This is a genomic window from Serratia sp. 2880STDY5682894, from assembly GCF_001537385.1.
Classification (GTDB): Bacteria; Pseudomonadota; Gammaproteobacteria; order Enterobacterales; family Enterobacteriaceae; genus Serratia; species Serratia nevei.
Genome location: NZ_FCJA01000001.1, coordinates 406,994 through 433,303, shown reverse-complemented (window position 1 = coordinate 433,303; position 26,310 = coordinate 406,994). Strand labels below are relative to the sequence as shown.

The following is a 26,310-nucleotide window of genomic DNA, read 5'->3' as shown; positions in this document are numbered from 1 at the left end:
CCTAAATCAGGCCGCGCTGCTTGAGGAACGCGTCGGCGACCTGTTGCGGCGTCTGGTAGTCGATATCCACCCTGGCGTTAAGCTCGGTGATCACCTGATTGTTGAACTGTTTCGACAGCGTGTTCAGCGCCGCTTCCAGCCCCGGCGTGTTTTGCAACACGTCGGCGCGCACCACCGGCGTGACCGCATAGCTCGGGAAATAGCCCTTGTCGTCTTCGAGCACCTGCAGATCGAATCCTTTCACCCGGCCGTCGGTGGTGTACACCAGCCCGGCATCGACGAAGCCGTCGCGGATAGCGTTGTAAACCAGGCCGGGGTCCATTTGGCGGATTTGCGGGCGATCGAGCGGCATGTCGTACAGCGCCTGCATCGGCTTCAGGCCGTCCGAGCGGCCGGCAAACTCCAGATCCAGCCCCAGCAGCCAGTTGTGTTTCGGGTCGGTTTTACGCACCTGTTCCACTTTGGCCACCAGCTGCGACATGGTGCGAATCTGCTCTTTTTCCGCGCGCTGGCGCTGCATGGCGAAGGCGTAGGTGTTGTTCATGTCCGCCGGCTGCAGCCACACCAGGCCGAGTTTGGCGTCGAGCTTTTTCACCGTGTCGTAAGTTTCCTGCGGCGTCATGCGCTTATTGATGTGGTTAAAGATGATTAGCGAGGTGCCGGTGTATTCCCAGGTCATGTCGATCTGTTTGTTGATCATGGCGTTGCGGGTGATCACCGTGGCCAGATTGGTCTTGGGTTCGACCTGAAAACCTTTGGCCCGCAGGTATTGCACGGTGATCGCCGACAGAATGCGCTGTTCGGTAAAGTTCTTGCTCGCCAGCGTGAGCGGGGCGGCCCAGGCGGCCGCGCCGGTCATCAGCAAAGAGAACAGCAGCGCGTGGCGGAGGTGTTGTAACCATCGAGTCATCGCGTTTCTCCCATCAGGATGCGGTGTGCGGGCTGAGCCGGCGGCCGAGACCGGCCAGCGCCAGATCCAGCAGCAGGGCGATCAGCGCGGTGGCGGCGGCGCCGAGGATCAGCGTCGGGAAGTCGTTCAGGTAGATGCCGGGGAAGATCAGCTCGCCGTAGCTGCTGGCGCCGATCAAAAACGCCAGCGGCGCGGTGCCGACGTTGATCGCCATCGCGATGCGCACCCCGGCGAAGATCACCGGCAGCGCGTTGGGCAGTTCGACCTGGCGCAGCCGCTGCCCGGCGGTCATGCCAATACCGTTGGCGGCCTCGACCAGCGCCGGCGGCACCGAACGCAGGCCGGCATAGGTATTGCGCACGATGGGCAGCAGCGAGGCGAGGAACAGCGCCACCACCGCCGGCCGGTCGCCGATGCCGATAATCACCATCGCCAGCGCCAGCACCGCCAGCGGCGGCAGGGTGTTGCCGACGTTAAAGATCTGCATCACGTGCTCCGCCCAGCGGCGGGCGAAGGGGCGGCTCAGCAGGATGCCGCTGGGAATGCCGACCAGCAGCGACAGCAGCATGGAACACACCACCAGGAACATGTGCTGCTGGCCGAGGTAAATCAAATCTTCCCGGCGCGACTTAAGGGTTTCCCAACCGATGCCGTAAACCAGCAGCGCGATGACGGCGATAAACAGCAGGCTCCCGAGGAGCAGGCGCCGGTATGGCGCTGACTTGTGCATGATGTTGCGTCCTCCGTTGCGCGGAGCGGCCGATGAGACGGCGCATTCCGCTCTGATTGTTACCCACTGCCCGGCGGGCGTGGCGGTACAAAACGGGCGTTTCGCATGAGGTTAGCGACATTGAGCGAAGGGTGTGTTCGGCATAGCGCGCTGAACGGTGGCTCAATACGTGAGTTAATCAGCATAAGATACTGATATTTAAACTAGAGAAAGCACGAAGCCCAATGACCCCGGCTAGGGAAGGTATAGCACCCTGTCGTTGGCCATGCCAAGTTTTATGAACAAAATCAGTTGATTGAGATTGCGCGGATCGGCGCCTCAGCCCGCGTCAGCGCTGGGATGCGCGGAAAGTGAAAAAAATCCGCAGCAAAACGTTACGCCGTAACAATCGGTCCAAATGGTGCGATTCGCCGCCGGCAAAGACAGGATGTGAGGGCGGATAGACTTGGCGCAGGCGCTTGCTGATATACTCAGGGAAAATAAAAACGCCAGGAAACCTGCATAACGCCATGACAAATAACGTTTCACCCGCACCCATCGCCCACCGCCCGTTGATTCTGATCGCCTGCATGCTGGCGATGTTCATGTCGGCGATCGAAGCCACCATCGTCGCCACTGCCATGCCGACCATCATCGGCGATCTCGGCGGCTTCTCGCTGCTGGGGTGGGTGTTCGCGGTCTATTTGCTGGCGCAGGCGATCACCATCCCCATCTACGGGCGGCTGGCGGATCTCTACGGCCGCAAGCGGGTGTTCTTCTTCGGCGCTACGCTGTTCCTGCTGGGATCGGTGCTGTGCGGCTTCGCCCCCGACATGTATTGGCTGATCGGCTTCCGTCTGCTGCAAGGGTTGGGCGCCGGTGCCATCATGCCGATCGCCTCCACCATCATCGGCGACATCTACAGCGCCACCGAGCGGCCGAAGGTGATGGGCTACCTGTCGAGCGTGTGGGGCGTGTCGGCGATCATCGGCCCGCTGCTGGGCGCGTTTATCGTCCAGCATCTGCCGTGGGCGCTGGTGTTCTGGGTCAATCTGCCGATCGGCCTGCTGGCGATGTTCTTCCTCTGGCGCTATCTGCCGGCGCATCAGCAGCTGCGGCGGCACGCGCTGGATCTGGCGGGCACCGCCTGGCTGACGCTGTTCGTTTCGGCGCTGCTGCTGGCGCTGTTGCAGATGGAAAGCCTGGGATGGTGGGTGGCGCCGCTGCTCGCGCTGGCGGCGGCTTCGCTGGCGCTGCTGATACGTCAGGAGCGGCGCGCGGTCGAACCGCTGTTCCCGCTGGCGCTGTGGCAAAGCCGGGTGATCGTCGCCGGTAACATCGGCGGGCTGGTGATCGGCGCGGCGATGATGGGCATCAGCGCCTTCCTGCCGACTTTCATTCAGGGCGTGATGGGCGGCTCGCCGCTGGAGGCGGGCACCACGCTGGCGCTGATGTCGATCGGTTGGCCGCTGGCCAGCACGCTGAGCGGCCGTTTGATGCTGATGACCTCGTATCGCGCGACGGCGCTGCTGGGGGCGCTGCTGTTGGTGGCGGGCGGCCTGATCCTGCTGATGCTGCAGCCGAACGGTGGCCTGCTGTGGGGCCGGGTGGCGGCGTTTATGGTCGGCGCCGGCATGGGGCTGTGCAACACCACGTTTTTAGTGTCGGTGCAGAACGCGGCGCATTACAGCATTCGCGGCATCGCCACCGCCTGCACGGTATTTACCCGCATGGTGGGGTCGGCCATCGGCACCGCCATTCTGGGCGCCACGCTGAACCTCAACCTGCAGTGGCGTTTGCCGGAAATCGACGATCCGGTGCAACGGCTGATGGAGCCGGCGGTGCGGCAGAGCATGGGGAGCGAAGCGCTGGCGCAGCTGATCCAGCAGGTGGCGGCTTCGTTGCATTGGGTGTTCCTGGTGTCGGCGTTGGTGTCGTTGCTGGCGCTGGCGGCGGCGATGCTGATCCCGGCGCGTTGTCGACCGCAGGGCGAAGAGGAAGAGGCGGAGCAGGCTTAAGGGAAAAGGAAAGGGCGCGGCTGTTGCGCGCCCTGGGTAGCCGAAGCGGCTTACTGCGTGTTGGAGGTGTCCTGGCTGGTGCCGGTCTGCGCCGCGTCACCGCGATCGTCGCCGTTGTTCAGGCGGGTATAGACGATCTTCTGGGTGTCGTTTTCGCAGTGGCCGACCACTTGGCCGCCGGCTTGATCGGCCTGATCGTTAGGCACGATCTCCAGTTTGAAGCCGGACTCCGGAACGCCGTTATTGATGATTTTTTGCGAAATGTCCGCTTTCACGCTTTCGCAGGAGGCCAGGGCCGCCAACGGCGCGCCGGCCAGCAATACAGCGGTTAATATCAGCGTTTTTTTCATCACGTCATCCTTTTAGACAATGGACTTCCTGTAACAGGATAGCAGTAACGGCGGCCGGGTTTCACGCTTGCCCGCCCGCCGCAGGCGGATTAAGGAATAATCCGACGCCCGGTCTGGCGATCCAGGCATTTACGGGTGTCCGGCTCCCAGTACGCGTTGACGTTGTTGCTGTCGTTGCAGCGGTCTTCGTCATCCGCCGCGCGATCGGCCTTGTCGAACTCTTTCTCGACGCGAGTGTTAACCTTGTGGCGCAGGGTTTTGGTATCATTCCACTGCTCTTTGCTCTGGCGCGCTTCTTCGGTGCTCATCGCGCCGCTGCCTTTGCCATCGACGGTGACGCAGGTGCTGCCCTGAGTGCAGGTGGCGGCCAGCGCCGGCGCCTGCCAGGCGCCCATGACGGCCAGCATGGCGACCGGCAGCATCCCGCGTAGCAGTCGTTGGGTCGAAAATGTTTTCATCGTTTCATCCTTATGAGTGAGTGCGCCTGATGATGGCGACACTGACGTTACCTCGCCCGCAGGCGTGGTGACAAATATACCACTGCGTTCCTGGAATTCACCAGCCAAGCGCCGATTCGTTTAATTTACCGAGAGAAAACTGCGACCGATGTTAAAAACCACGCTGTTGTTTTTCGCCACTGCGCTCGCCGAAATTATCGGCTGTTTCCTGCCTTATCTCTGGCTCAAGAAACAGGGCAGCGCCTGGCTATTGCTGCCGGCGGCATTGAGCCTGATGCTGTTTGTCTGGCTGTTGACGCTGCATCCGGCGGCCAGCGGGCGGGTCTACGCGGCCTACGGCGGCGTGTATGTAGCGACGGCGCTGCTGTGGCTGCGGGTGGTGGACGGGGTGAAGCTGTCGGCGCTGGACTGGGTGGGCGCCGGGGTGGCGCTGGTGGGCATGCTGATCATCGTTTCCGGCTGGCGTGCGGCCTGAGGAAACAGGGCGGGAGTCGCCTCCCGCCGTTGGAGATCAGGCGCCGCGGTGGATGTTCAGCCCGGCGAAGGACTGGCTGACCGGCATCATTTCCAGCGTGTTGATGTTGACGCGCGCCGGCAGCGTTGCGACCCAGAACACCGACTCGGCGATGTCTTCCGGCGTCAGCGCATCGGCGCCTTCGTAGGTTTTGTTGACCTTGCCGTCATCGCCCTTGAAGCGCACGTTGGAGAATTCGGTGCCGCCCACCAGGCCCGGCTCGATATCGGTCACGCGGATGCGCGTGCCGTGCAGATCGGCGCGCAGGCCCAGGCTAAACTGTTTGACGAACGCCTTGGTGGCGCCGTACACGTTGCCGCCGGCGTAAGGCCAGTTGGCGGCGGTGGAGCCGATGTTGATCACATGGCCGACGTTGCGCTCGACCATGGCCGGCAGCAGCGCGCGCGTCATGTTCACCAGCCCCTTGGCGTTGGTGTCGATCATGGTTTCCCAGTCATCGGCGTTGGCCTTGTGCGCCGGCTCCAGCCCCAGCGCCAGCCCGGCGTTGTTCACCAGCACGTCGATCTGGCGCAGCTCGGCCGGCAGCGCTTCGATCGCCTGTTGAATGGCGGCGCGGTTGCGCACGTCGAGCCGCACGATGTGCAGCGCTTGGCCGAGTTCTTCCTGCAGCTCTTCGAGACGTTCAAGGCGGCGCCCGGCGGCGATCACCTGATGGCCTTCACGGATAAAACGGCGCGCAATGGCCTCGCCGAAACCGGAGGTGGCGCCGGTAACAAAAATAATCATGTTGCTGTTCCTCAACTGTTTTTACCCTACATGCCTCTATCATTAGCACAAACCTGCAGGCAGTGGCAGCGGTTATCACGGCGCAGAGAAAAAAAGGTCACACCGGGCCGGCGGCCCGATGCTGATTAGCGCTGAGGCGGCAGGTGGTACACCACGGCGTCATACTTGACGCGTTCGCAGCGGCCGGCCAGCACGCCGCCCAGCGACTCGGCCAGGCGGCGGCTGGCGGTATTCTGTTCGGCCACCGGGTAGACAAGGTGCGGCGGCTGAAAGCGCTCGGTGGCCCAGCGCGCGATACTCTGCACGATTTCGCGGCCGTAGCCCTGGCCGTGCAGGCCCTCTTTCACCCAGATGCCCAGCTCCGGGGTGTGGCTGCGCAGGTTATGTGCGCCGCCGACGCCGACGAACTGCCGGTCTTCACGCCGGCGGGCGACGAAGATCACTTCTTCACCTTCGCGCATCAGCGGCAGCCAGCCTTGCCAGACGTTGGCGAAATCTTCCGGCGACGCCTCCGGCTCAAAGGTCATAAAGCGCGTCAGAGTGGGGGTGATCGCTTGGTAAACATCGTCGGCGTCTGCTGCGGTAAAGGGGGCAATCAACAAACGGTCGGTGTCCACGCGGCACTGAGAAAGGTCATTATGATTCATCTTATTTTCCCTCGCTTTTCAGGCCAGAACGGCAAAAAATCCGCGCCCATAAATTAGGGCGGATCGTCGATATTACGCGCATTGGCGGCAGAAGCGACTTATTTTTCGTCGCTTGGGCAAGGTGGAAAGAACGGGTTTGGTGACAATGTCACGCTATTAGTGAGACGGCGAGCGCGATGAGGTGCGCCCGCCGCCGGGGATTAGAACTTCACCGAGCCTTGCAGATAGATGGTGCGCGGCTGGCCGATGTACAGACCTTTGTTATTGTCGTCATAGGCGCGGGTGAAATACTCGTGGTTGAGCAGGTTTTTCACGCCGACGCCCAGATTCAGACCGGCCATTTCCGGGCCGAAATCATAGGCGGCGCGCACGCCCCACAGCATATAGCCGGGAATGCGGCCGGTGCTGCCGTCGGCGCTTTCCGCCACGGTGTTGGCGTTGTCGGCGAACTGGCTGGATTGGAACTCGCCGTTAAGGTTAAACGCCCAGTTGCCCGGCGTGTAGTCCAGCCCCAGCGTGCCTTTATGCTTCGGCGAGAACGGCACCTGATTGCCCTTGTAGCCGCCGTCTTCACGGATGGTGGCGTTGACGTAGGCGTAGCTGGCGTAGGCGGTCAGGTCGTCCAGTTTCGGCGTCAGCTGCGACAGATCGTAACGCAGGCTGCCTTCCAGCCCGGCGTGGCGGGTTTTGCCGCGCGCGGTCACGCTGTCGGTCACCTGGTTGGAGTCGTACTGGTTGTTGAAGTTGATCAGGAACAGCCCGATCTCACCGGTCAGCGCATCGCCGGCGTAGCGGGTGCCCAGCTCCCAGGTGCGCGCCTTCTCGGGTTCAATCTTGCCGCTGTCGACCGCTTTGCCCATCTGGCTGTACTGTACGGTGCCGAAGGAGCCTTCGGTGTTGGCGTACAGGTTCCAGTATTCGTTCAGGTGATACATCACGTTCAACGCCGGCAGCGGCGCGTTATAGCTAACGTCGAGGCGGTTGTTCTTGATGTAGTTGTTCTGATACGACTTGATGTACTCGTAGCGCATGCCCGGCGTGATAGTCCAGTCGCCGATGTCGATGCGATCGTCGATATAGAAGGCGTGCGCCTCGGTGCCGGACTGGGTGTCGCGATCGTACGGGCTGGCGGTGGACGGCAGCCGGCCGGTGCTGGCTTTGCTGGTGTAGCGCAGCTCGTGGGTGGATTCGCTGACGTAGCGGTAGCCGACGCCCACTTCATGGGCTGAATCGCCCCAGCGGAAGCTCTGGCTGTAGCGCGGTTCCACGCCGCGCACCCAGTATTCGCGCGGCGACAGCGTCAGGTTTTTGCCCTGATCGAGATAGCCGCTGCGCAGGGTGTAGGTGTAGAAGCTCTGCACGTCGAACTTATGCTGCTGATCCGGCTGATACTGGTAGCCGAAGTTCGCCAGCTGGCGCCGACCCCAGAACTTGTCGTACGGGCGCGTCGACTGGAACGGGTTGGCGTTGTAGTCCGCCCGGCTCAGGCCGCCCGGCATGTCCGCTTCGCCTTCGTAGTATTGCAGCAGGCTGTTGAAAGTGTGCACTTCGTTCGGGGCGTAACGGCTTTTCAGCATCACATCGTCAATTTTGGTCGCGCTGTGTTCGCGCCAGTCGCTGCCGCGGGTGCCGGAGTAGAGCAGCGCCGCGCCGAGGCCGTTGTCGGCGGTGCCGCCGATCATCAGGTTACCGGTGCCTTTCGGGTGATCCTGGCGCGAGGTTGGGCTGAGCTGCCCCTGCATGCCGGCCTCCATGCCGAAGGTTTTCGGGATGGCGCGGGTGACGAAGTTGACGACGCCGCCGACGCTCTGTGGCCCGTAACGCACCGCGCCGCCGCCGCGCACCACGTCAATCGCATCCATATTGCCGAGCGAGACCGGCGCCAGCGACAGCTGCGGCTGGCCGTAAGGGGCGAAGGGCACCGGGATGCCGTCCATCAACACGGTGGAGCGGCTGGCGAGGCGCGGGTTGAGGCCGCGAATGCCGAAGTTCAGCGCCATGTCATGGCTGCCGGTGCCGTTGTTCTCAGGTGCCACCACGCCCGGCACGCGGTTCAACGCTTCGCGCACGGTGGTGGTGCCGGTTTTGGCGAATTCTTCGCGGCGCACCACGTCGCGCGCGCCGGGATGTTCGAACACGTCTACCTGACGGCCTTCCGCCAGCCAGTCACCGACCACGGTGATGTCTTCTTCCTTCTGCGGCTGCGGCAGTTTGGCCAGCGTGTAACCGTGGTTGCCGAGCGCTTTAGCCTGCAGGCCGCTGCCGGCCAGCAGGGCGTTCAGGCCGTCATCGACGCCGTAGCTGCCGCTCAGGCCCGGCGAACGCTTACCGGCGGTCAGCGTGCCGTCCACCGAGAGCGCGATGCCGGCGCGCGCGGCGAACGCGTTCAGCGCGCCGTCCAGCTCACCGGCCGGAATGTGATAGGTTGCAGCGGCGCTGGCGGCGCTCGCCGTCAGCGGTGCGGCGAAGGCCAGGCCAATGGCCACGGCCAGCGGCGTGGCCCGTTTTCCCCAAAGCGAAGCCGGCGCTCCCTTTCCCCAAGCGTTGTTCATACCTTCTCCTGAATCATTTTTTATTTATTGCTGCAGTGTTTTCCTGGGAGTCGGATGAGCAAAGCAAAAGGGACAATCAAGAATGCGATTTTTTATCATTTTCATTTAAAAAGATTCAGGCGGGGACGATTTTCAGCCAATAGCGGGTAAAGCTCTGCAGGCGCACCGGCAGGGTCTGGCTGAGCAGGGCAAGGGCGCGATCGGTATCGTTGAGCGGGAAACTGCCGCTGACGCGCAGGCCGGCGACGGCCGGATCGCAGCTCAGATGGCCGCGCCGGTAGCGCGCCAGTTCGGCGATCACCCGGTCCAGCCGCCACTGGCTGACGCTCAGCACGCCGCGCAGCCAGCCGTCCTCCGCCGCAGCCGGTTGTTTGTCGCTGAAGGCCGCGGCGCTGAAGCTTATCTGTTCTCCGGCTTCCACCCGGCGAGTTTGCCGCGCGTCCTGCGCCAGCTGCGCTTCGACCGCATGCTCCAGCACCGTCAGGCGCGTCTCGCCGCCGTTCTCACGCACCAAAAAGCGGGTGCCGAGCGCGCGCATCGCTCCCTGCGGGCTTTGCACCCACAGCGGCCGGGGGTCGCGTCCGGTCACCAGGCTGATTTCCCCGGCGTGCAAGCGGATCAGCCGTTGGCGATCGTCGTAATGCACGTCCACCGCGCTGGCGGTGTTCAGCACCAGCTGGGTACCGTCGCTTAACACTATGGGTTTGATCTCGCCGGTGGCGGTGCGGTAGTCGGCGCGCAGCTCCCGGCCGAGCGGCGACTGGTAAAGGAAGCCGCCGCCGCCCACGCCGAGCAACAGCAGCAGGCTCTTCAGCAGGGTGCGGCGATCGATCGCCGATTGGCGGCCGGCGCGATCGAGCGCACGGTAGCTGAACTTGCCCGGTACGCCCTGCAGCTGGCTCTGCAACGCTTCGACGCGCTGCCAGGCCCAGCGGTGATCGTCATGCTGCTGATGCCAGGCTTGCCACTGTTGGCGCTGGCGGTCGGTGACGTGTTCATCGCACAGCAGGGCATACCAGTGTGCGGCCATCTTCAGCGCCTGGCGCTGCTCGGGGGTGATGGCGTTGCTCATGAGAAAACGTCGTTTTCCAGGCTGAACAGCAGGCAATGCTCGGTGGCCTTGGCCATGTATTTTTTAACCGAGCTGACCGACACGCCGAGGCGCACGGCGATGTCCGCATAGCCCAGGCCTTCGAGCTGCGACAGCAGGAAGGCCTGTTTCACCTTTGGCCCCAGGCCGTCGAGCATGGCGTCGATCTGCTGCAGGCTTTCCAGCAGGCTCTGGCGCAGCTCCGGCGACGGGGCATAGCCGTCCGGGATCAGCGCCAGCATCTCCAGATAGGCGCGCTCCAGCGTTCTGCGGCGAAACAGATCGACCATCACCCGCTTGGCGACGGTGACCAGAAAATCTTTCGGCTCGCGCAGGGTCGCCGCGGCGTCGCTTTTCAGCAGGCGCATGAAGGTGTCCTGCGCCACGTCGTCCGCGTCGAAAGCGCAGCCCAGCCGCCTGCGCAGCCATCCCTGCAACCAGGCATGGTGGGTGGCGTAAAGGCGCGACAGCGCGGTGTGCGGGGCAGAAGCGGTGGCGGACATGGTTTTCGCATTGCTGGTCAAAAAGATGCGCGGATGATAATTGAGAATGGTTATCGTTTCAAGTTTGTCGGGTGGCCTGCGGAATGGGGCAGACCGCTTTGCATCGCGTTAAAATAACCGCAGCGGCCGCGAAATTATCCGCTTGCCCGGTAAAGGTGCAGCGGCGCGGCGTTATTCCGGCAAGCAAACGGTTGCTATTGGTCTACCGTTGAAGATCGCCGCGCGTTTTATTCTTTTTCATCGGTTGTTTTTCTTTGATTAAATTAATATGTCTCTGTTTTTAAATGTAAATGTATTTTATGGCCGCCTATTGGCACACGGCTTGCTATGCTTAATCCGGTCTTTGAGTTTGGGTAATAAAAGGCATTGTTTCATCAGCGAAGATTATTACGCGGGTGAGCTTGGCCGGTCGTCACAAGGAAGAAAATAATGGCACTGCAATTCACCACGGCTATTCGTGGCAATTTTTTTGATATCACCGCCTGCGTGGAGGAAGCGCAACAGCTCGACGAACGCCTGCGGCACATTCCCGACGGTTTGTTGCTGCTCAACGAGGGCACCATCGTCTGGTTCGGCAGCTGGCAGCAGGGTGAGGCGCTGTTGCCGCCGGGTTTCGCGGTCACGGAGTATCGCGATAAACCGATCGTGCCGGGCTTTATCGACACCCATATCCACTACCCACAAACCGAAATGATCGGCGCCTATGGCGACCAGTTGCTGGGGTGGTTAAACAATTACACCTTCCCGACCGAAAGCCGTTACGGCTGCGAACAGCACGCCGACGAGATGTCGGCCTTCTTTCTGCGGGAGTTGCTGAGCAACGGCACCACCACCGCGCTGGTGTTCGGCAGCGTGCACCCGCAGTCGGTCGATGCGCTGTTCACCCAGGCGCAAGCGCTGAATATGCGCCTGATCGCCGGTAAGGTGATGATGGATCGCCATGCGCCGGAGGCGCTGCTGGAAACGCCGGAGCAAAGTTATCGCCAGACGCGTGAGTTGATCGAACGCTGGCACGGCAAAGGCCGCCTCGGCTACGCCATTACGCCGCGCTTTGCGCCCACCAGTACCCCGGCGCTGTTGGCGCAGGTGCAGCGGCTGCGCGAAGAATTCCCCGACGTTTGGCTGCAGACGCACCTGAGCGAGAATCCGCAGGAAGTGGCCTGGGTAAAATCGCTGTTCCCGCAGAGCCAAAGCTATCTGGACGTTTACCATCGCTACGGCATGACCGGTGGCAAAAGCGTGTTCGCCCACTGCCTGCACCTGGAGGAGCAGGAGTGGGACTGCCTGTGCGAGACCCGCTCGGCGATCGCGTTTTGCCCCACCTCCAACCTGTTCCTCGGCAGCGGGCTGTTCGACCTGCAGCAGGCCTGGCGCAAGCGGGTGAAGCTCGGCATCGGCACCGACGTGGGGGCCGGCACCACCTTCAATATGCTGCGCACGTTGGGGGAGGCGTACAAAGTCGGCCAGCTGCAGCATTACCGGCTCTCCGCCGTAGAAGCGTTCTATCACGCCACCCTGGGCGGCGCCCGCGCGCTGGCGCTGGACGACAAAATCGGCAACTTCAACGTCGGCAAAGAGGCGGATTTTGTGGTGCTCGATCCGGCGGTCACGCCGCTGCAGCAGTTGCGCTACGCCAACAGCGCCACGTCGGCGGAACAAGGGTTCGTGCTGATGACGCTGGGAGACGATCGCAACATTTATCGCACCTATGTGGACGGCAAGGTGGTTTATCAGGCGCCGCGCTGACGCAGCCGCGCCTGCAGCCAAACGCTGAGCGGCGCGACGGCGACCGCGCTCAGCGCGCACAGCCATAACAGGCGTTGCAGGCTAAGCGGGGTGAGGCCGCTGCTCAGCAACGCGGAGGAGAGCAAGAAGGCCGCCGTGGCGCTCAGGTGTATCAGGGCGGTTTGCAGTACGCCAAAGGCGGCGCGCTGCCGAGCGTCCGGCCAGCGCATGCTCAGGGAAGAGATCGCCACCAGCCGCGCATAGGCCGCCGCAAGAAACGCGACCATGAACAGCTCGCCGCGATCGCCACCGCGCGCCGCCAGCCACAGGCTGCCCAGCAGCAACAGCGTGGCGCCCACCGTCAGCGTCACGGTGCCAAAGCGTTGCAGCCAGCGGCCCGCCAGTACGGTCGCCAGATAGCCGGCCACGCCGCCGATGAGAAACAGCCAGGGCAAATGCGCGTCTGCCACCTGTAGCCGCTGGGTGAGCAGCGGCGCCAGCACCGGGATCAGCAGCATCGGGCTGAACTGCGTCAGGCCGGCTGCGGCGGCGAACAGCAGCAATCGGCGATCGAGCGCGACGGGCGCGGTAGCCCGTGGCTGCGGCGCATCCCTGGGAACGAACAGCGCGACCAAGACGGCCGCCAGCAGACACAGCCCGCCGATAGTCACCAGCGCGGCGCGCCAGCTCGCCACTTCGCACAGGTACAGCATGCCCGGCATGCCGACAATGCTCACCAACGAAAAGGACGCGATCACCGTCGCCAACATTTTGCCGTGCAGTGCGGCCGGTGCGGCGTTGAGCAGCAGGCCGATCCCGACGCCCATCGTGGTGCCGCCCAACAGCCCGGCCAACAGCCGCAGTGCCAGCAGCCAGTAAAACTGCTGGGTTGTGGCGATCAATAAGGTGGTCACGCCCAGCAGCGTGACGTTGAGCAGCAGAAAGCGCCGCTTCTCAACGCCGCCGATCCAGAAAAATGCGCCGATGCCGGAAATCACCGCGGCCAGCGTATAGGCCGCGCTGACATAGCCGGCGAAGCTGACGGGCACGGAAAAATCGGCGGCCATGTAGAGGAATATCGGGTTGAATACCATGTATTCCAGGGCATTGGTGAACTGAATAAAGGCGATGACCAGCGTTATCGCCGTCAGCTTTCTCGTGGGTGTCATAAGCATCTATCGGTTGCAGAGTCAGGCCGGCAGTGTAGCGCTTGGCGTTGATCGGGATTAGATGGTAGAAATGGCATGGTTTGTTATCAAATTAGGGATAATCATGCGCGATAAATTGGATTTAAACCTGTTACGCATCTTCGTGGCGGTGGTGGAGCAAGGCAGCTTCGTCGGGGCGGCGCGGGCGCTGGCGATGCCGACCTCCAACGTCAGCCGCTACATCTCTCAGCTGGAGCGCCAGCTCGAGCAGCGATTGCTCGAACGCAGCACTCGTTCGATGCGGCTGACGCCGAACGGCCAGCTGTTGCATGAACGCACCCAGCCGCTGCTGGCGTCGCTGGAACACACCGCGCAAACCCTCAGCGAGCGGCAGCAACAGCTGCGCGGGCCGCTGCGCCTGTGCGTGCCCAATGAAGTGGGGCCATACCTGTTGGGCGAGCCGCTGGCGGCGTTCGCCGTGCAGCATCCGCAGATCGAAATCAGCTGCGTGACCAACCTGGCGGGTATGGCGTCGCTGCTCGATGATGTCGATCTGGCGGTGATGATCAGCCGGGGCATGCTGGACGACAGCGACTATGTCGCGCAGCCGCTGGCGTCTTTCCCCTGCATCGTGGTGGCCGCTCCGGCGTTGCTGGCGCAGTGGCCGCCGTCGTCGGCGATTGAACAATTCACGCAATTGCCCTGCATCAGCACGGTGGATGCGCTGAAGGGGATGCCGTGGCAGTTCGTCCGCCCGGACGGAACCTTCGTTACCGTCCCGGTCAATACGCGCTATCGTGTCAACAGCGGGGAGATGGCGCTGAAGGCGGCCTTGGCCGGCGTGGGGTTCGCCATGCTTTCCGAGCTCGGCTGCCGGCCGTTTCTGGCCGACGGCCGTTTGGTTGAGGTGCCGCTGGCACTGCCGCCGGCGCCGTTGCAGCTGTATGCCGTTTACCCCGGCCGCCGCTATCTACCGGCCAAAACGCGCGCGTTGCTGACGTTCCTGATACAGCAGGTTGGCGAGGCGGCTAACTTCTAATCACTTGTTTTTGCTCAAACTGCCAACTGCACCTAAGCTAGGTGATGACTCAGAGGGAGCGATTCCCCGAGACCTTATTCCGTGAACATGGAGGAGTTTCGATTTGATGCGTTTATCCACATTGGTGCTGGCGATCGGCATGGCGCTGGGCTCGCAGGCACAGGCAGCAGAAACCCAACCTCACGCCGACCATAGCGCGCTGCCCAGCGGCCAGGCGAAGGAGGCTACCGTGACCGGTGAAGCCAATCAGCACGACAAGCAAAAGACTCAGAATCCGTTCTTCTATCAAAGCCGTCTGCCGTTCCAGGCGCCGCCGTTCAACCTGATCAAGGAGAGCGACTACGCGCCGGCGATCGAGGCGGGCATCAAGCAAAAGCGGGAAGAGGTGGAGAAGATCGCCAACAACCCGGCCAAGCCTAATTTCAAGAATACCTTCGTGGCGCTGGAGCAGGCCGGTTCGCTGCTGACGCGGGTGATGAACGTGTTCGGCGCCATGACTTCGGCCAACACCAGCGACGCGCTGCAGAAACTGGATGAAGAAACCTCGCCGAAGCTGGCGGCATTGAACGACGACATCATGCTCAACGGCAAGCTGTTCGCTCGCATCAAGGCCATCTATCAGGATCGCGATGCGCTGAAGCTGGATCCGGAATCGCGCCGGCTGGTAGAAGTGACCTACAAGAACTTCGAGCTGGCGGGCGCCAACCTGTCGGACGCCGACAAGGCCAAGCTGAAGGCGCTGAACCAGGAAGCGGCGACGCTGAGCACCCAGTTCACCAACAAACTGCTGGCGGCGAGCAAAAACGGCGCGCTGGCGATAACCGATCCGGCGAAGCTGGACGGCCTGTCGGAAGGCGAGCTGGCTGCGGCGGCCCAGGCGGCCGCCGAACGCAAGCTGGAGAAACAGTGGCTGCTGGTGCTGCAAAACACCACGCAACAGCCGCTGCTGCAGAGCCTGAAAGATCGCGATACCCGCCAAGCGCTGTTCGACGCCTCCTGGACGCGTGCGGAGAAGGGCGACGGCAACGATACCCGCCAGACCATCTCCCGTCTGGCCAAGGTGCGCGCCGAGCAGGCCAAGCTGCTGGGCTACCCGAACTACGCCGCCTGGAAACTGCAAAACCAGATGGCCAAGACGCCGGATGCCGCGCTGAGCTTTATGCGCAACATCGTGCCGGCGGCCACCGCGCGCGCCGAGCGTGAGGCCAAGGACATTCAGGCGGTGATCGACCAGCAGAAAGGCGATTTCAAGGTGCAGGCCTGGGACTGGCAGTTCTACGCCGAACAGGTGCGCAAGGCCAAGTACGATCTGGACGAGTCGCAGATCAAGCCTTACTTCGAGCTGAACAACGTGCTGAACAACGGCGTGTTCTACGCCGCCAACCTGCTGTACGGCATCAGCTTCAAGGAGCGCAAGGACATCCCGGTCTACCAGCCGGACGTCAAGGTGTATGAAGTGTTCGACAAGGACGGCAAATCGCTGGCGCTGTTCTACACCGACTACTTCAAGCGCGACAACAAGGGCGGCGGCGCCTGGATGAGCAACTTCGTCGATCAGTCGAAGCTCAACGGCACCAAGCCGGTGATTTACAACGTCGCCAACTTCACCAAACCGGCGCCGGGCCAGCCGGCGCTGCTGTCGTATGACGACGTAATCACCATGTTCCACGAGTTCGGCCACGCGCTGCACGGCATGTTCGCCGATCAGGAATACCCGAGCCTGTCGGGCACCAACACCGCGCGCGACTTCGTCGAGTTCCCGTCGCAGTTCAACGAGCACTGGGTCAGCGATCCGAAAGTGTTCAGCCACTTCGCCAAGCACTACCAGACCGGCGAGGCGATGCCGCAGGAACTGGTCGACAAGATCAAGAAGGCCGACAAGTTCAACAAGGGCTACAGCATGACCGAGCTGCTGTCCGCCGCGCTGCTGGATATGCACTGGCACATGCTGACGGCCGACCAGCCGCAGCAGGACGTGGACAAGTTCGAGGCCGAGTCGCTGCAAAAAGACAAGGTCGATCTCAGCTATGTGCCACCGCGTTACCGTTCCAGCTATTTCCAGCACATCTGGGGTAACGGCTACGCCGCGGGCTACTACGCCTATCTGTGGACGGAAATGCTGGCGGACGACGCCTTCCAGTGGTTCACCGAACACGGTGGCCTGACCGCCGAAAACGGCCAACGCTTCCGCGACATGATCCTGTCGCGCGGCAACAGCCAGGATCTGGAGAAGCTGTACATCGACTGGCGCGGCAAAGAGCCGAGCATCGAACCGATGCTGATCAACCGCGGGCTGAAGGACGAGTAAGTTCGGCCATTCCCGGTAAGTAAACAAAAGGGCGCGTTATGCGCCCTTCGTCTTTTTCGGCTTGGCCGACATTCAGCGGTTCACCACCTTGGCCGGCAGGGCCACCACCAGCAGCGAGCTGAGCAGCAGGCAGCCGGCGAAGGCCCAGAGCGCGCCGCCACTCTTGCCGGTCAGATCCAGCGCCAGCCCCATCAGCGAATTGCTCACCAGCCCGGCGATGTTGGCCAGCGAACAGGCCAGCGCGAAGCCGGTCGCCGCCGCCGTGCCGCGCAGGAAGGTGGCCGGCAGGCTGAAGAATACCGGCACCGCGCCGATGATCGCCGCCTGGGCGATGGAGAACAGCAGCACCGTGGCCAGCGCATTGTGGGTGAAGAAGGTGCTGCCGGCCATTGCCAACGCGCCGACGATAAACGGCACGATGATATGCCAGCGCCGTTCGCGCAGTCGGTCGGAACTGCTGCCGATCAGCAACATGCCGAGCAGGGCGGCGACGCTGGGGATCGCCGTCAGGTAGCCGATGGTGGTGATGTCGGTAACGCCGGCGGTTTTGATGAAGGTCGGCATCCAAAAGCCCATGGCGTAGGCGCTGAGCAGAATGGCGAAGTCGATGCCGCCGAGCATCCACACCTTCAGGTTGAAGAAGCCGTCGCGGAAGCTGTGCTTGCCGTGATCGGCCTCGGCGTCGTCACGCGCCAAATCGTCGGCGATGCGCTGTTTTTCCTCGGGCGTCAGCCATTTGGCCTGCTGATAAGTGTTAGGCAACAGCCAGAAGGTCAGCACCCCCAACAGCACGCTGGGAATGCCCTCCAGCAAAAACAGCCACTGCCAGCCGTGCAGCCCGTGGCGCATGTCGAAATGGCCCATGATCCAGCCGGAGAGCGGCCCGCCGATCACGCTGGACAGCGGCAGGCCGATCATGAACAGCGCGATGATGCGGCCGCGGCGATAGGTCGGGAACCACAGCGTCAGGTAAAAGAGCACGCCGGGCAGAAAACCGGCCTCCGCCACGCCGAGCAGAAAGCGGATGACGTAGAACTGGGTGGGCGTGGTGACGAACATGGTGGCGGTGGACAGCAGCCCCCAGGTGATCATGATGCGGGCGATCCACATCTTGGCGCCGACGCGCTGCAGGATCAGGTTGCTCGGCACCTCGAACAGAATATAGCCGACGAAAAACAGCCCGGCGCCCAGGCCGAAGGCCGCTTCGCTCAGCTGCAGCGCATCGGCCATCTGCAGCTTGGCCAGCCCGACGTTGATGCGATCGAGGTAGGCCGCCAGGTAACACAGGCAAAGAAACGGGATCAGTTTCCAGGTGATTTTGCGGTACAGCAGCAGCGATTCTGCGTCCGCTTTCCCCGCCAGCGGGGTGTCGACAATGGCCATGATGTTGTCTCCAGGTGGTGCGTGTTGGCCTCCGCAGGAGGCGCCTGTTGTGTTTGCGTTGCAGGGGCGCCGCCCTGTTTCGGGCGGTCGCGTGAGGCGCTGTTTGCGCCTTCGTTATTGTCGTTGCAGGTGAATCGTTGATTCATAACCGGTTCAGGTAGTCGAGCGCCTCCCGTTTGTGCACCACGTCGCCGTATTTGCTGTCGATGTCGAACAGGTTGGCTTCGTGCGGGCCGGGGTGACGATCGCCGACGCACTCGCGCACCACCATGGCGCGAAAGCCGTGTTGCACCGCGTCCACCGCGCTGGCGCGGATGCAGCCGCTGGTGGAGCAGCCGATCATCAGCAGCGTGTCGATCCCTTGCGCCACCAGCAGCGGCGCCAGCGCGGTGCCGAAGAAGGCGCTGGCGTATTGCTTGCTCAGCACCACCTCATCGGCCAGCGGCGCCACCGGCGGGCAGAACGCCGCCAGCGGGTTGCCCGCCACCATGTCCTTCATCACCGGCGCTTTTTTGACCCACAGGCCGCCATCGGCAAAATGGCCTGCATGATAGCGGATATGGGTATGGATCACAGGAATTCCCGTGCGGCGCGCACAGGCCAGCAGCTCGCGGCTTTCCTCGACCGCGCTCACCACGCCCGGCGCGAACAGCGGCGCGCCTTCGGTGGTGTAGGCCTGCATAAAATCGATCGCCAGCAGCGCCGGGCGCCGGCCGAAGCCGAGGCGCTGGCCCCAGACGCCGCGATAATTGTCGCTGAGGGTGTCGTTCATCATGCCTCCTCAATAGGCGCCGGACAGCAGGGCGCCGGCGCCGGGGACGATCGGCTCCAGCTCCAGCGCGGTCAGCATCGCGTAAGTGGTGGCGATGGCGGCGGTGATCACCGGTTTGCCGGTTTGGGCCTCCACCGTCGGAACGGCCGGCAGCGAAGGCATCTGCACGCAGGCGGACAGCACGATAGCATCGACTTCGCGTAAGTCCATCTCGGCGACGATCCCCGGCAGCCTGGCCGGATCGTGCCGGCCGACGTCGAGGTTGTCCGGGATCTCCAGCGCGCGCCATACCTTGACCTCAATGCCTTCGTGCTGGATGTAGTCCACCACCAGCTGGGTCAGCGGTTTCATATAGGGCGCCACCAGCGCGATGCGTTTGGCGCCGATCACCTTCAGGCCGTTGACCAGCGCGCCGGCGCTGCTGATAACCGGCGCGGCGGCCTGATTGTCTTTCGTCACCTGCGCCAGCCGGGCCTGCGATTCGCGGTGGTAGCCCAGCCCCATTGCCATGATGGCCACCAGGCAGGCGTAGCCGAGCACGTCGACCCGCGCGTCGGAGAGTTCCAGCGCGCAGCGATCGGACTCGGCGTCCATCGCCGCCAGCTCTTCTTTATTGACGTGTTTCATGCGCATGCGGCTGGAGTGAAAGGTGAAACGCTCCGGGCGTATCAGCTGGCGCGCGCCTAGCATCGCCGGGATCTCGGTTTCCATCGTGGTGTTGGAGCTGGGCACGATCTGGCCGATGCGGTAGTGGTTGCTCATGTCGGTGTTCCTCAGTTAATCCAGAAAATCGCCCAGGGCGCGGAAGAAGCCGTCGAAATCGTCCCACGGGATCATGTGTCCGGCGTTCTCGACCTCGACGATGGCGATCTCCGGCTGCAGCGCGCGGATCTCTGCCCGGTCTTCGGGCTGAATGACGCCGCCTTTGCCCGCGGCCATCAGCAGCGTCGGCATGGCCAGCAGCGGGTAGTCACGGTGGCTGTCCACCTGATGAAAATCGTCGTAGGCGCGTTGGATCGCCGGCTCGTAGCAGGTATGCAGCCACTCGGCGCGCAGCCGGCGTTGCTCCTCGCTCCAGGTCGGGCAGAAGGCGCGCATCTGCTCGGCGCTCATGCCCGGCAGCGACTGCCGGATAGAGTCGGCGTACCAAGGCCATTGGCCGGGATAGGCGCGGCGGCCGGGGCCGGAAACCGGCGGATCGACCAGCACCAGCCGCCGCACGCCGGCGGGCTGCAAAACGGCGGCGCGCAGGGCGAAGCGGGCGCCCATCGAATGGCCGAGCAGGGCGTAACTGGCCAGGTTCAGCGCGGCGGCGAAGGCATTGACGTCCTGCGCGCAGGTCTCTGCGTCATAAGCCAGTTCCGGGCCGCTGGACGACAAACCGCGGCCGCGCACGTCGAGTACGTAGACGTCGTATTTTTCTCCCAGCCGCTCGGCGACGAAGCCCCAGGTGATCGCCGGGCTGGTGATACCGGGAATCAGGATCAGCACCGGGCCGTGGCCGCCGTAGCGCAGGTAATGTTGGCGAATGCCGTTGGCGTGAACGTGGGCGCCGTAGAGGAAGGTGCTCATGCGGCGTTCTCCGATTTCAGCGCTTGCGTGTACAGGTCATAGCCGTAGACCCAGGCCGGATCTTCCTGAGTGCGCAGGAAGGTGTTGGCGTTGGACACCGCCTGCACCCTGGAGGCGCGCTCCTTGCGGTTGGCTTCATACAGCTGGAAGGCGGTGCGGTAGTCGCCGAGGCCGGTTTCCTGCAGGCAGCGGGTCAGCATGGCGGCGTCTTCGATCGCCATCGCCGCGCCCTGCGCCATGTGTGGTTTCATCGGATGGCAGGCGTCGCCGAGCAGCACCAGACGGCCTTCGCTCCACAGCGGCAGCGGTTTGCGGTTCAGCAATGGCCATTTGGTGACCTGCTCGCTGGATTCGATCAGCGCCTGCACGATCGGGTGGTAGCCGGCGAAGGTCTCGAACATCTCTTCACGGCTGCTGTCGATGAAACTGCCCTGGAAATCCCAGGCCGGGTGCGGCACGCCGCTCACGTAGTAATACTCGTCGCGCCGTTGGGTGGTGTAGTAGACCATCAGATGGCGATCCGCCGACCACCACTTCACGCAGTCTTCGAACGTCAGGTTGTATTTCGCCAGCTTCTCGCCGCGGATCAGCGCGCGGTGGGCCACCCAGCCGCTGTAGGTCGGCGCTTCCGCCCCCAGAAGATGTTCGCGGATGCGCGAATTGATGCCGTCGGCACCGATCACGATGTCGGCATGGGCCGAGGTACCGTCGACGAAGTTCAGCACCACCTCGTCCCCGCGATCTTCAATCTTGCTCAGGCATTTGCCGAAATGCAGGGTGCCGGGCTGCAGCGCGGAAAGCTGCAACGCTTGGAGATCGCCGCGGTGTACCGTCACATAGGCGGCGCCGTACTCCTGGCGGGCGAAGGCGCCCAGTTCGATGCGCGACAGATAGTCGCCGCTCTCGGCATCGCGGCTGAACCAGAAATCGGGATGAGACGCCATCTGCTCCAGCCGCTGCTCAATGCCGAGCCGGCGGAAAATCTTCAGGACGTTCGGCCCCATGTGAATGCCGGCGCCGAGGCGCGAGAACGCCGGGCTCTGTTCATACAGATCGACGGTAAAGCCGGCTTTTTGCAGCAGCCCGGCGGCGGCGGCGCCCCCCAGCCCGGCGCCGACGACGGCGATGCGTGGTTGTTTGCTCATCATGTTTCCCCTGTCTGTTGGCTTTTTTCAGCGTAGGCCCAACGCGTGGCTGGACGATCGATTTATAGTGTATGCACTAGATAACGCAAAGTTGCAAAAGTGTTAAATCAGATCTTGCTCACGCTAATTGACGGCGCATTACTGTTAAACTCATGTTAATCACAGGATTGCAGAGGGATGAAATAGGACTTTCTTATGATGGACAGTCGCGACTTGCTTTCCTTTGCTTTTTTGACTTAGATAAAAACGAGTGTGTTCACTTTAAATTGTTTGAAAAATCACCGCCGCCTTGCGGGCGTCGGACACCCTTGACGAGACAGGAGACAGGCCATGGCGGTCAATGAAACCCAGTTGGTACAGCTGTTCGAGCAGGTGCTTACGCTGTCGAAGGTCGATGCTTCGCAGAGCGTGGCGATTTTGAAAAGCCATTATTCCGATGCGCGCACGGTGCGCGCCGCGACCGACGCGGCGCTGCGGCTGGGCGCCAGGGTGTATGCCGTCGAGCTGCCGGCGTTCAACCATCCGCGGGCGATGGGCAACGACATGACCGCCTATTGCGGCGATACCGCGCTGACCGGCAACCTGGCGGCGCAGCGTGCGCTGGAGGCTGCCGATCTGATCGTCGATACCATGATGCTGCTGCATTCGCCGGAGCAGGAGCAGATCCTGAAAACCGGCACCCGCATCCTGCTGGCGGTGGAGCCGCCGGAGGTGCTGGCGCGCATGTTGCCCAACGCGGATGACAAGGCGCGGGTGCTGGCCGCCGCCGCCGTACTGGAGCAGGCGAAGCTGATGCAGGTGACCTCCGCCGCCGGCAGCGATTTCCGCGCGCCGCTCGGGCAATACCCGACGGTGACCGAGTACGGCTATGCCGATGAACCGGGGCGCTGGGATCACTGGCCGAGCGGCTTCCTGTTCACCTGGCCGAATGAGGAGCAGGCGGAAGGGGTGCTGGTGCTGGAGGTCGGCGATATCTTGCTGCCGTTTAAAAGCTACGCGCGCGAACGCATCACGCTGGAGATCGAACAAGGGTTCGTTGCCCGCATTCACGGCGGTTTCGAGGCGGAATACCTGCGCGAATACATGAAATACTTTGACGATCCGGAGGTGTACGGCATCTCGCACATCGGCTGGGGCCTGCAGCCGCGCGCCCAGTGGACGGCGATGGGCCTGCACGACAAGAACGACGGCATGTGCATGGACGCGCGCGCGTTTTACGGCAACTTCCTGTTCTCCACCGGGCCGAATACCGAAGTGGGCGGCACGCGCAAAACGCCTTGCCATATGGACATCGCGCTGCGCCGCTGCGACATCCGCCTCGACGGGCAAACGGTGGTGGCGGACGGGGAAGTGGTGGCGCCGGAGGCCTCGCGCGTGCGCCGGGCTTAATCGTTGCTGCCAACGGCGGGGGTTTGTACTATTCTCGTGGATTCCATAGATGGTGAGAGTAACGCAATGACGCCCCCCGAATACCCGTCAGCCGTGAGCGGCCAACCCGAAAATTATCATTTTACCGAGCAAGTCGGGCACCTGCTGCGCAAGGTTTATCAGCGCCACCTGGCGATTTTCCAGCAAAACGTCGGCGACTCGCAGCTGACGGCGGTGCAGTTCATCACCCTGTGCGCGGTGCGCGATATGGGGCCGAGCTCGCTGACCGAGCTGGTGCAGGTGACGGCGGTGGATCAGGCCACCATACGCGGCATCGTCGAGCGGCTGAAGGCGCGCGATCTGATCACGGTGACGCCGGATCCGGTGGATCGGCGCAAGGTGGTGGTCGGCCTGACCGACGCCGGCGCCGTGCTGCTGACGGAAACGGTGCCGCAGGCGGCGAAAATTACAGAGCTGACGTTCGGCACGCTCAACCCGGCCGAACGGATAGCGCTGATATTCCTGCTGAATAAAATGCTGGAAGATCCGCCCACCGGCTGATTCGCCCGCGCAACGTCGGTTGCCTGGTGGTGGGTGGCGAGAGGCCAGCCCATAAGACCATCAAGTGCAGGCGGAGACGCGAACAATGGCGATATCTGAAGTGCAGTCGCCCAGGGAAGGCGCGAACACCACGCTGACGGAGCATCCGCTGATGCTGTCGGTGAACGGCGAACAGCTTCATGCGCAGGTGATGGCGGATACGCCGCTCTTGCTGGTACTGCGCAACGATCTGGCGCTCAACGGCCCGAAATACGGCTGCGGCCTGGGCGAATGCGGCGCCTGTACCGTGTTGATCGACGGCGTGGCGGCGCGCTCCTGCGTGATCCCGGCGCTCGGCGTGTCCGGCCGGGCGATCGTGACCCTGGAAGGCCTTGGCGATCGCCAGCGCCTGCACCCGGTGCAGCGTGCCTTTATCGAAGAGCAGGCGGCGCAATGCGGCTACTGCCTCAACGGCATGATCATGACCACCAAAGCCCTGTTGGATCGCAATCCCGCCCCGAGCGAGGCGGAGATCCGTCAGGCGCTGTCCGGCAACCTGTGCCGCTGCGGCACCCATCTCGAAATCCTGCGTGCGGTTCAGCGCGCCATCATTCTCTGCCGCGATGAGGACGCCCACGCCCATGACTGATTCCCGTCCCTCATCGCCGAGCCAGGCCGAATTGCTGCAGCGCGACGGCGTGCTGCTGATCGTTGACAGCGTGCAACCGCCGTCGGGGCCGGTGCCCAAAGGGCAAACGCCGGTGCTGAAGCCCAGGGAGCAAGGGCTGTTTATCGCCCTGTGCGGCAGCGGCGAAATCTATGCCTTTAACGGCCATGTCGATCTCGGCACCGGCGTGCGCACCGCGCTCGGGCAGATCGTCGCCGAAGAGCTGTACCTGCGCATGGATCAGGTGCGTATGGTGTTGGGCGATACCGAGCGCGCGCCGAATCAGGGTGCCACCATCGCCAGCGCCACGCTGCAGATCTCCGCCGTGCCGCTGCGCAACGCCGCCGCCGAAGCACGCCGTTGGCTGTTGCGCCAGGCAGCGCAGCGCTTCGACGCGCCGGTGGAACAGCTGACGCTGGAGGAGGGCGTGATCCGCAGTCCGCAGGGGCAGGCGCTCAGCTACGCCGAGCTGGTGGCCGGCGGTCATGTCGAGCTGTCGATTTCCGGCGACGCGCCGCTGAAACCGCAGGCGGAGTATCGCCTGGTGGGCACCAGCGCCGCGCGCGTCGATATTCCGGCCAAGGCGACCGGCGAAACCACCTTCGTACACGATATGCGCCTGCCGAACATGCTGCACGGCCGAGTGGTGCGGCCGCCCTATGCCGGTTACGACAGCGGCGAATTTGTCGGCACCAGCCTGCTGGCGGTGGACGAAACCTCGATCGCGCATATTCCCGGCATCGTCAAACTGGTGGTGATCGGCGATTTCATCGGCATTGTCGCCGAGCGTGAAGAGCAGGCGATCAAGGCAGCGCAGGCGCTGCAGGTCAGCTGGAAAGACTGGCGGCGCAATTTGCCGCAGATGACCGACGTGGCGCAGGCGCTGCACGACAACCCGCATTCGACCCGGGTGGTGCACGATACCGGCGATGTGGACGCGGCGCTGGCGGCGGCCGACAGGCGTTTCACCCGCAGCTACCTGTGGCCGTATCAGCTGCATGCCTCGATTGGCCCTTCCTGCGCGCTGGCGGACTACCGGCCGGAGCGCCTGCAGGTCTGGTCAGGCAGCCAGAACCCGCACCTGCTGCGCGCCGATCTGGCCTGGCTGCTGGAATACCCGGAAGCGCAGATCGAGATTGTTCGCATGGAGGCGGCCGGTTGCTATGGCCGCAATTGCGCCGATGACGTCTGCGCCGACGCGGCGCTGCTGTCGCGCGCGGTGGGCAGGCCGGTGCGGGTGCAGCTGACCCGCGAACAAGAACATGTGTGGGAACCGAAGGGCACGGCGCAGCTGATGGAGGTGGACGGCGGGCTGGACGCCGCCGGGCACCCGGTCGCCTACGACTTTCGCACCTATTACCCTTCCAACGGCGCGCCGACGCTGGCGCTGCTGCTGACCGGTCGGGTCGAGCCGTTGCCGGTGGCCTATGAAATGGGCGACCGCACCTCGGTGCCGCCTTATGAATATCCGGCGCTGCGCGTCAGCATCGAAGACATGGCGCCGATCGTGCGCGCCTCCTGGATGCGTGGCGTTTCCGCCTTGCCGAACACCTTCGCCCACGAATCTTATATCGATGAGCTGGCCCACGCCGCCGGCGTCGATCCGCTGGAATACCGGCTGCGCTATATCCATGACGAACGCGCCAGTGAGCTGATGCGCAGCACCGCAGAGCGCGCCGGCTGGACGCCGCATACCGAACCGATGCAGACCCCGGCGGAAGACGGCGTGCTGCGCGGGCGCGGCTTTGCCTACGCCCGTTACATCCACAGCAAGTTTCCCGGCTTTGGCGCGGCCTGGGCCGCCTGGGTGGCCGACGTGGCGATCGACAAAGCCAGCGGCGAAGTGGCGGTGACGCGCATCGTGGTCGGCCACGACGCGGGCATGATGGTCAACCCGGACGGTGTGCGCCACCAAATTCACGGCAACGTGTTGCAATCGACCAGCCGGGTGTTGAAAGAGCGAGTGACCTTTGAGGAATCAACGGTCTCCGCCAAAGAATGGGGGGCTTACCCGATCCTGACCTTCCCGGAGGTGCCGGAGGTGGACGTGGTGATGATGCCGCGCCCTTACGATCCGCCGCTGGGCGCCGGGGAGTCGGCGTCAGTGCCCAGCGCGGCGGCCATCGCCAACGCGGTGTTCGACGC

General features: G+C 63.3%; 24 protein-coding genes. 9 read left to right on the top strand and 15 right to left on the bottom strand.

The annotated features are described in order from the left end of the window. Position 1: 1 nt before the first annotated feature. Both AWX27_RS01890 and AWX27_RS01885 read right to left on the bottom strand, forming a co-directional pair. Positions 2-859, bottom strand: coding sequence for a glycine betaine ABC transporter substrate-binding protein (locus tag AWX27_RS01890; RefSeq protein ID WP_204275976.1), 858 nt, complete (start codon positions 857-859; stop codon positions 2-4). A 64-nt stretch (positions 860-923) separates the two neighbouring features. Further along, positions 924-1,640, bottom strand: a complete 717-nt coding sequence (locus AWX27_RS01885) for an ABC transporter permease (RefSeq protein WP_004938551.1) — start codon at positions 1,638-1,640, stop codon at positions 924-926. A gap of 509 nt (positions 1,641-2,149) precedes the next feature. Here AWX27_RS01885 and AWX27_RS01880 point away from each other — a divergent pair. Beyond that, on the top strand, positions 2,150-3,637 hold the full coding sequence (locus tag AWX27_RS01880) for an MDR family MFS transporter (RefSeq protein WP_016927859.1): 1,488 nt from the start codon (positions 2,150-2,152) through the stop codon (positions 3,635-3,637). Between the two features lie 50 nt (positions 3,638-3,687). Here the strand turns inward: AWX27_RS01880 and AWX27_RS01875 are convergent, their stop codons facing one another. Beyond that, positions 3,688-3,987, bottom strand: a complete 300-nt coding sequence (locus AWX27_RS01875; protein WP_049199199.1) for a DUF1161 domain-containing protein — start codon at positions 3,985-3,987, stop codon at positions 3,688-3,690. 89 nt (positions 3,988-4,076) lie between these two features. After that, entirely contained in the window at positions 4,077-4,445 is a 369-nt protein-coding gene (locus AWX27_RS01870; RefSeq protein WP_038873959.1) for a DUF1283 family protein, read from the bottom strand. A 148-nt stretch (positions 4,446-4,593) separates the two neighbouring features. On the opposite strand from AWX27_RS01870, the gene AWX27_RS01865 reads away from it, so the two are divergent. Then, the gene (locus tag AWX27_RS01865) at positions 4,594-4,920 is read left to right on the top strand and encodes a YnfA family protein (protein WP_025302721.1); all 327 of its coding nucleotides are present in this window, start codon (positions 4,594-4,596) and stop codon (positions 4,918-4,920) included. A 36-nt stretch (positions 4,921-4,956) separates the two neighbouring features. On the opposite strand, the gene ydfG is transcribed toward AWX27_RS01865, so the two are convergent. The 5 genes from ydfG to fecI all read right to left on the bottom strand — a co-directional run bounded on the left by ydfG (position 4,957) and on the right by fecI (position 10,498). Further along, complete coding sequence (gene ydfG / locus AWX27_RS01860; RefSeq protein WP_016927858.1) at positions 4,957-5,706, bottom strand: bifunctional NADP-dependent 3-hydroxy acid dehydrogenase/3-hydroxypropionate dehydrogenase YdfG; 750 nt, start codon at positions 5,704-5,706, stop codon at positions 4,957-4,959. A gap of 125 nt (positions 5,707-5,831) precedes the next feature. Continuing rightward, positions 5,832-6,353, bottom strand: coding sequence for a GNAT family N-acetyltransferase (locus tag AWX27_RS01855; protein ID WP_060419092.1), 522 nt, complete (start codon positions 6,351-6,353; stop codon positions 5,832-5,834). Between the two features lie 200 nt (positions 6,354-6,553). Next, on the bottom strand, positions 6,554-8,905 hold the full coding sequence (gene fecA / locus AWX27_RS01850) for a TonB-dependent Fe(3+) dicitrate receptor FecA (protein ID WP_060419090.1): 2,352 nt from the start codon (positions 8,903-8,905) through the stop codon (positions 6,554-6,556). Between the two features lie 115 nt (positions 8,906-9,020). Further along, positions 9,021-9,977 carry a ferric citrate uptake sigma factor regulator FecR gene (fecR, locus tag AWX27_RS01845; protein WP_060419088.1) on the bottom strand — a complete coding sequence of 319 codons (957 nt, stop codon included), beginning with the start codon at positions 9,975-9,977 and terminating at the stop codon, positions 9,021-9,023. Beyond that, positions 9,974-10,498 carry a ferric citrate uptake sigma factor FecI gene (gene fecI, locus AWX27_RS01840; protein ID WP_060419087.1) on the bottom strand — a complete coding sequence of 175 codons (525 nt, stop codon included), beginning with the start codon at positions 10,496-10,498 and terminating at the stop codon, positions 9,974-9,976. The genes fecR and fecI overlap by 4 nt, the downstream gene beginning before the upstream one ends. 429 nt (positions 10,499-10,927) lie before the next feature. Here fecI and guaD point away from each other — a divergent pair, with 429 nt between their 5' ends. Beyond that, positions 10,928-12,244, top strand: a complete 1,317-nt coding sequence (gene guaD, locus AWX27_RS01835; RefSeq protein ID WP_060419085.1) for a guanine deaminase — start codon at positions 10,928-10,930, stop codon at positions 12,242-12,244. On the opposite strand, the gene AWX27_RS01830 is transcribed toward guaD, so the two are convergent. Next, positions 12,229-13,392, bottom strand: a complete 1,164-nt coding sequence (locus AWX27_RS01830) for an MFS transporter (protein WP_060419718.1) — start codon at positions 13,390-13,392, stop codon at positions 12,229-12,231. The two genes, guaD and AWX27_RS01830, sit on opposite strands and share 16 nt — an antisense overlap. A 103-nt stretch (positions 13,393-13,495) precedes the next feature. On the opposite strand from AWX27_RS01830, the gene AWX27_RS01825 reads away from it, so the two are divergent. Together AWX27_RS01825 and dcp are read left to right on the top strand one after the other, a co-directional pair. Beyond that, positions 13,496-14,410, top strand: a complete 915-nt coding sequence (locus AWX27_RS01825; RefSeq protein WP_060419082.1) for a LysR family transcriptional regulator — start codon at positions 13,496-13,498, stop codon at positions 14,408-14,410. A 106-nt stretch (positions 14,411-14,516) separates the two neighbouring features. After that, positions 14,517-16,718 carry a peptidyl-dipeptidase Dcp gene (gene dcp, locus AWX27_RS01820; RefSeq protein ID WP_060419080.1) on the top strand — a complete coding sequence of 734 codons (2,202 nt, stop codon included), beginning with the start codon at positions 14,517-14,519 and terminating at the stop codon, positions 16,716-16,718. A gap of 72 nt (positions 16,719-16,790) precedes the next feature. Here the strand turns inward: dcp and AWX27_RS01815 are convergent, their stop codons facing one another. The 5 genes from AWX27_RS01815 to AWX27_RS01795 form a co-directional block, all read right to left on the bottom strand. Continuing rightward, positions 16,791-18,101 (bottom strand): MFS transporter, encoded by a 1,311-nt coding sequence (locus tag AWX27_RS01815; RefSeq protein ID WP_004938595.1) that lies wholly within the window; start codon positions 18,099-18,101, stop codon positions 16,791-16,793. Positions 18,102-18,243: 142 nt separating this feature from the next. Beyond that, positions 18,244-18,873 carry an N-carbamoylsarcosine amidohydrolase gene (locus AWX27_RS01810; RefSeq protein ID WP_055312376.1) on the bottom strand — a complete coding sequence of 210 codons (630 nt, stop codon included), beginning with the start codon at positions 18,871-18,873 and terminating at the stop codon, positions 18,244-18,246. Positions 18,874-18,882: 9 nt separating this feature from the next. Next, entirely contained in the window at positions 18,883-19,584 is a 702-nt protein-coding gene (locus tag AWX27_RS01805) for a maleate cis-trans isomerase family protein (protein ID WP_170310522.1), read from the bottom strand. Between the two features lie 66 nt (positions 19,585-19,650). Continuing rightward, entirely contained in the window at positions 19,651-20,445 is a 795-nt protein-coding gene (locus AWX27_RS01800; protein WP_060419076.1) for an alpha/beta hydrolase, read from the bottom strand. Next, a complete protein-coding gene (locus AWX27_RS01795) occupies positions 20,442-21,593 on the bottom strand; it encodes an FAD-dependent monooxygenase (RefSeq protein ID WP_060419074.1) in 1,152 nt (383 codons plus the stop codon). The genes AWX27_RS01800 and AWX27_RS01795 overlap by 4 nt, the downstream gene beginning before the upstream one ends. Before the next feature lie 327 nt (positions 21,594-21,920). On the opposite strand from AWX27_RS01795, the gene AWX27_RS01790 reads away from it, so the two are divergent. From AWX27_RS01790 to AWX27_RS01775, 4 genes are all read left to right on the top strand, one after another. Next, positions 21,921-22,979, top strand: a complete 1,059-nt coding sequence (locus tag AWX27_RS01790; RefSeq protein WP_060419072.1) for a 2,5-dihydroxypyridine 5,6-dioxygenase — start codon at positions 21,921-21,923, stop codon at positions 22,977-22,979. Positions 22,980-23,045: 66 nt separating this feature from the next. Next, positions 23,046-23,519, top strand: coding sequence for a MarR family winged helix-turn-helix transcriptional regulator (locus AWX27_RS01785; RefSeq protein ID WP_033634451.1), 474 nt, complete (start codon positions 23,046-23,048; stop codon positions 23,517-23,519). 85 nt (positions 23,520-23,604) lie between these two features. Further along, a complete protein-coding gene (locus tag AWX27_RS01780) occupies positions 23,605-24,147 on the top strand; it encodes a (2Fe-2S)-binding protein (RefSeq protein ID WP_060419070.1) in 543 nt (180 codons plus the stop codon). Continuing rightward, on the top strand, positions 24,140-26,310 hold a 2,171-nt coding region (locus AWX27_RS01775), incomplete at its 3' end, for a xanthine dehydrogenase family protein molybdopterin-binding subunit (RefSeq protein ID WP_156428558.1). The genes AWX27_RS01780 and AWX27_RS01775, both read left to right, overlap by 8 nt.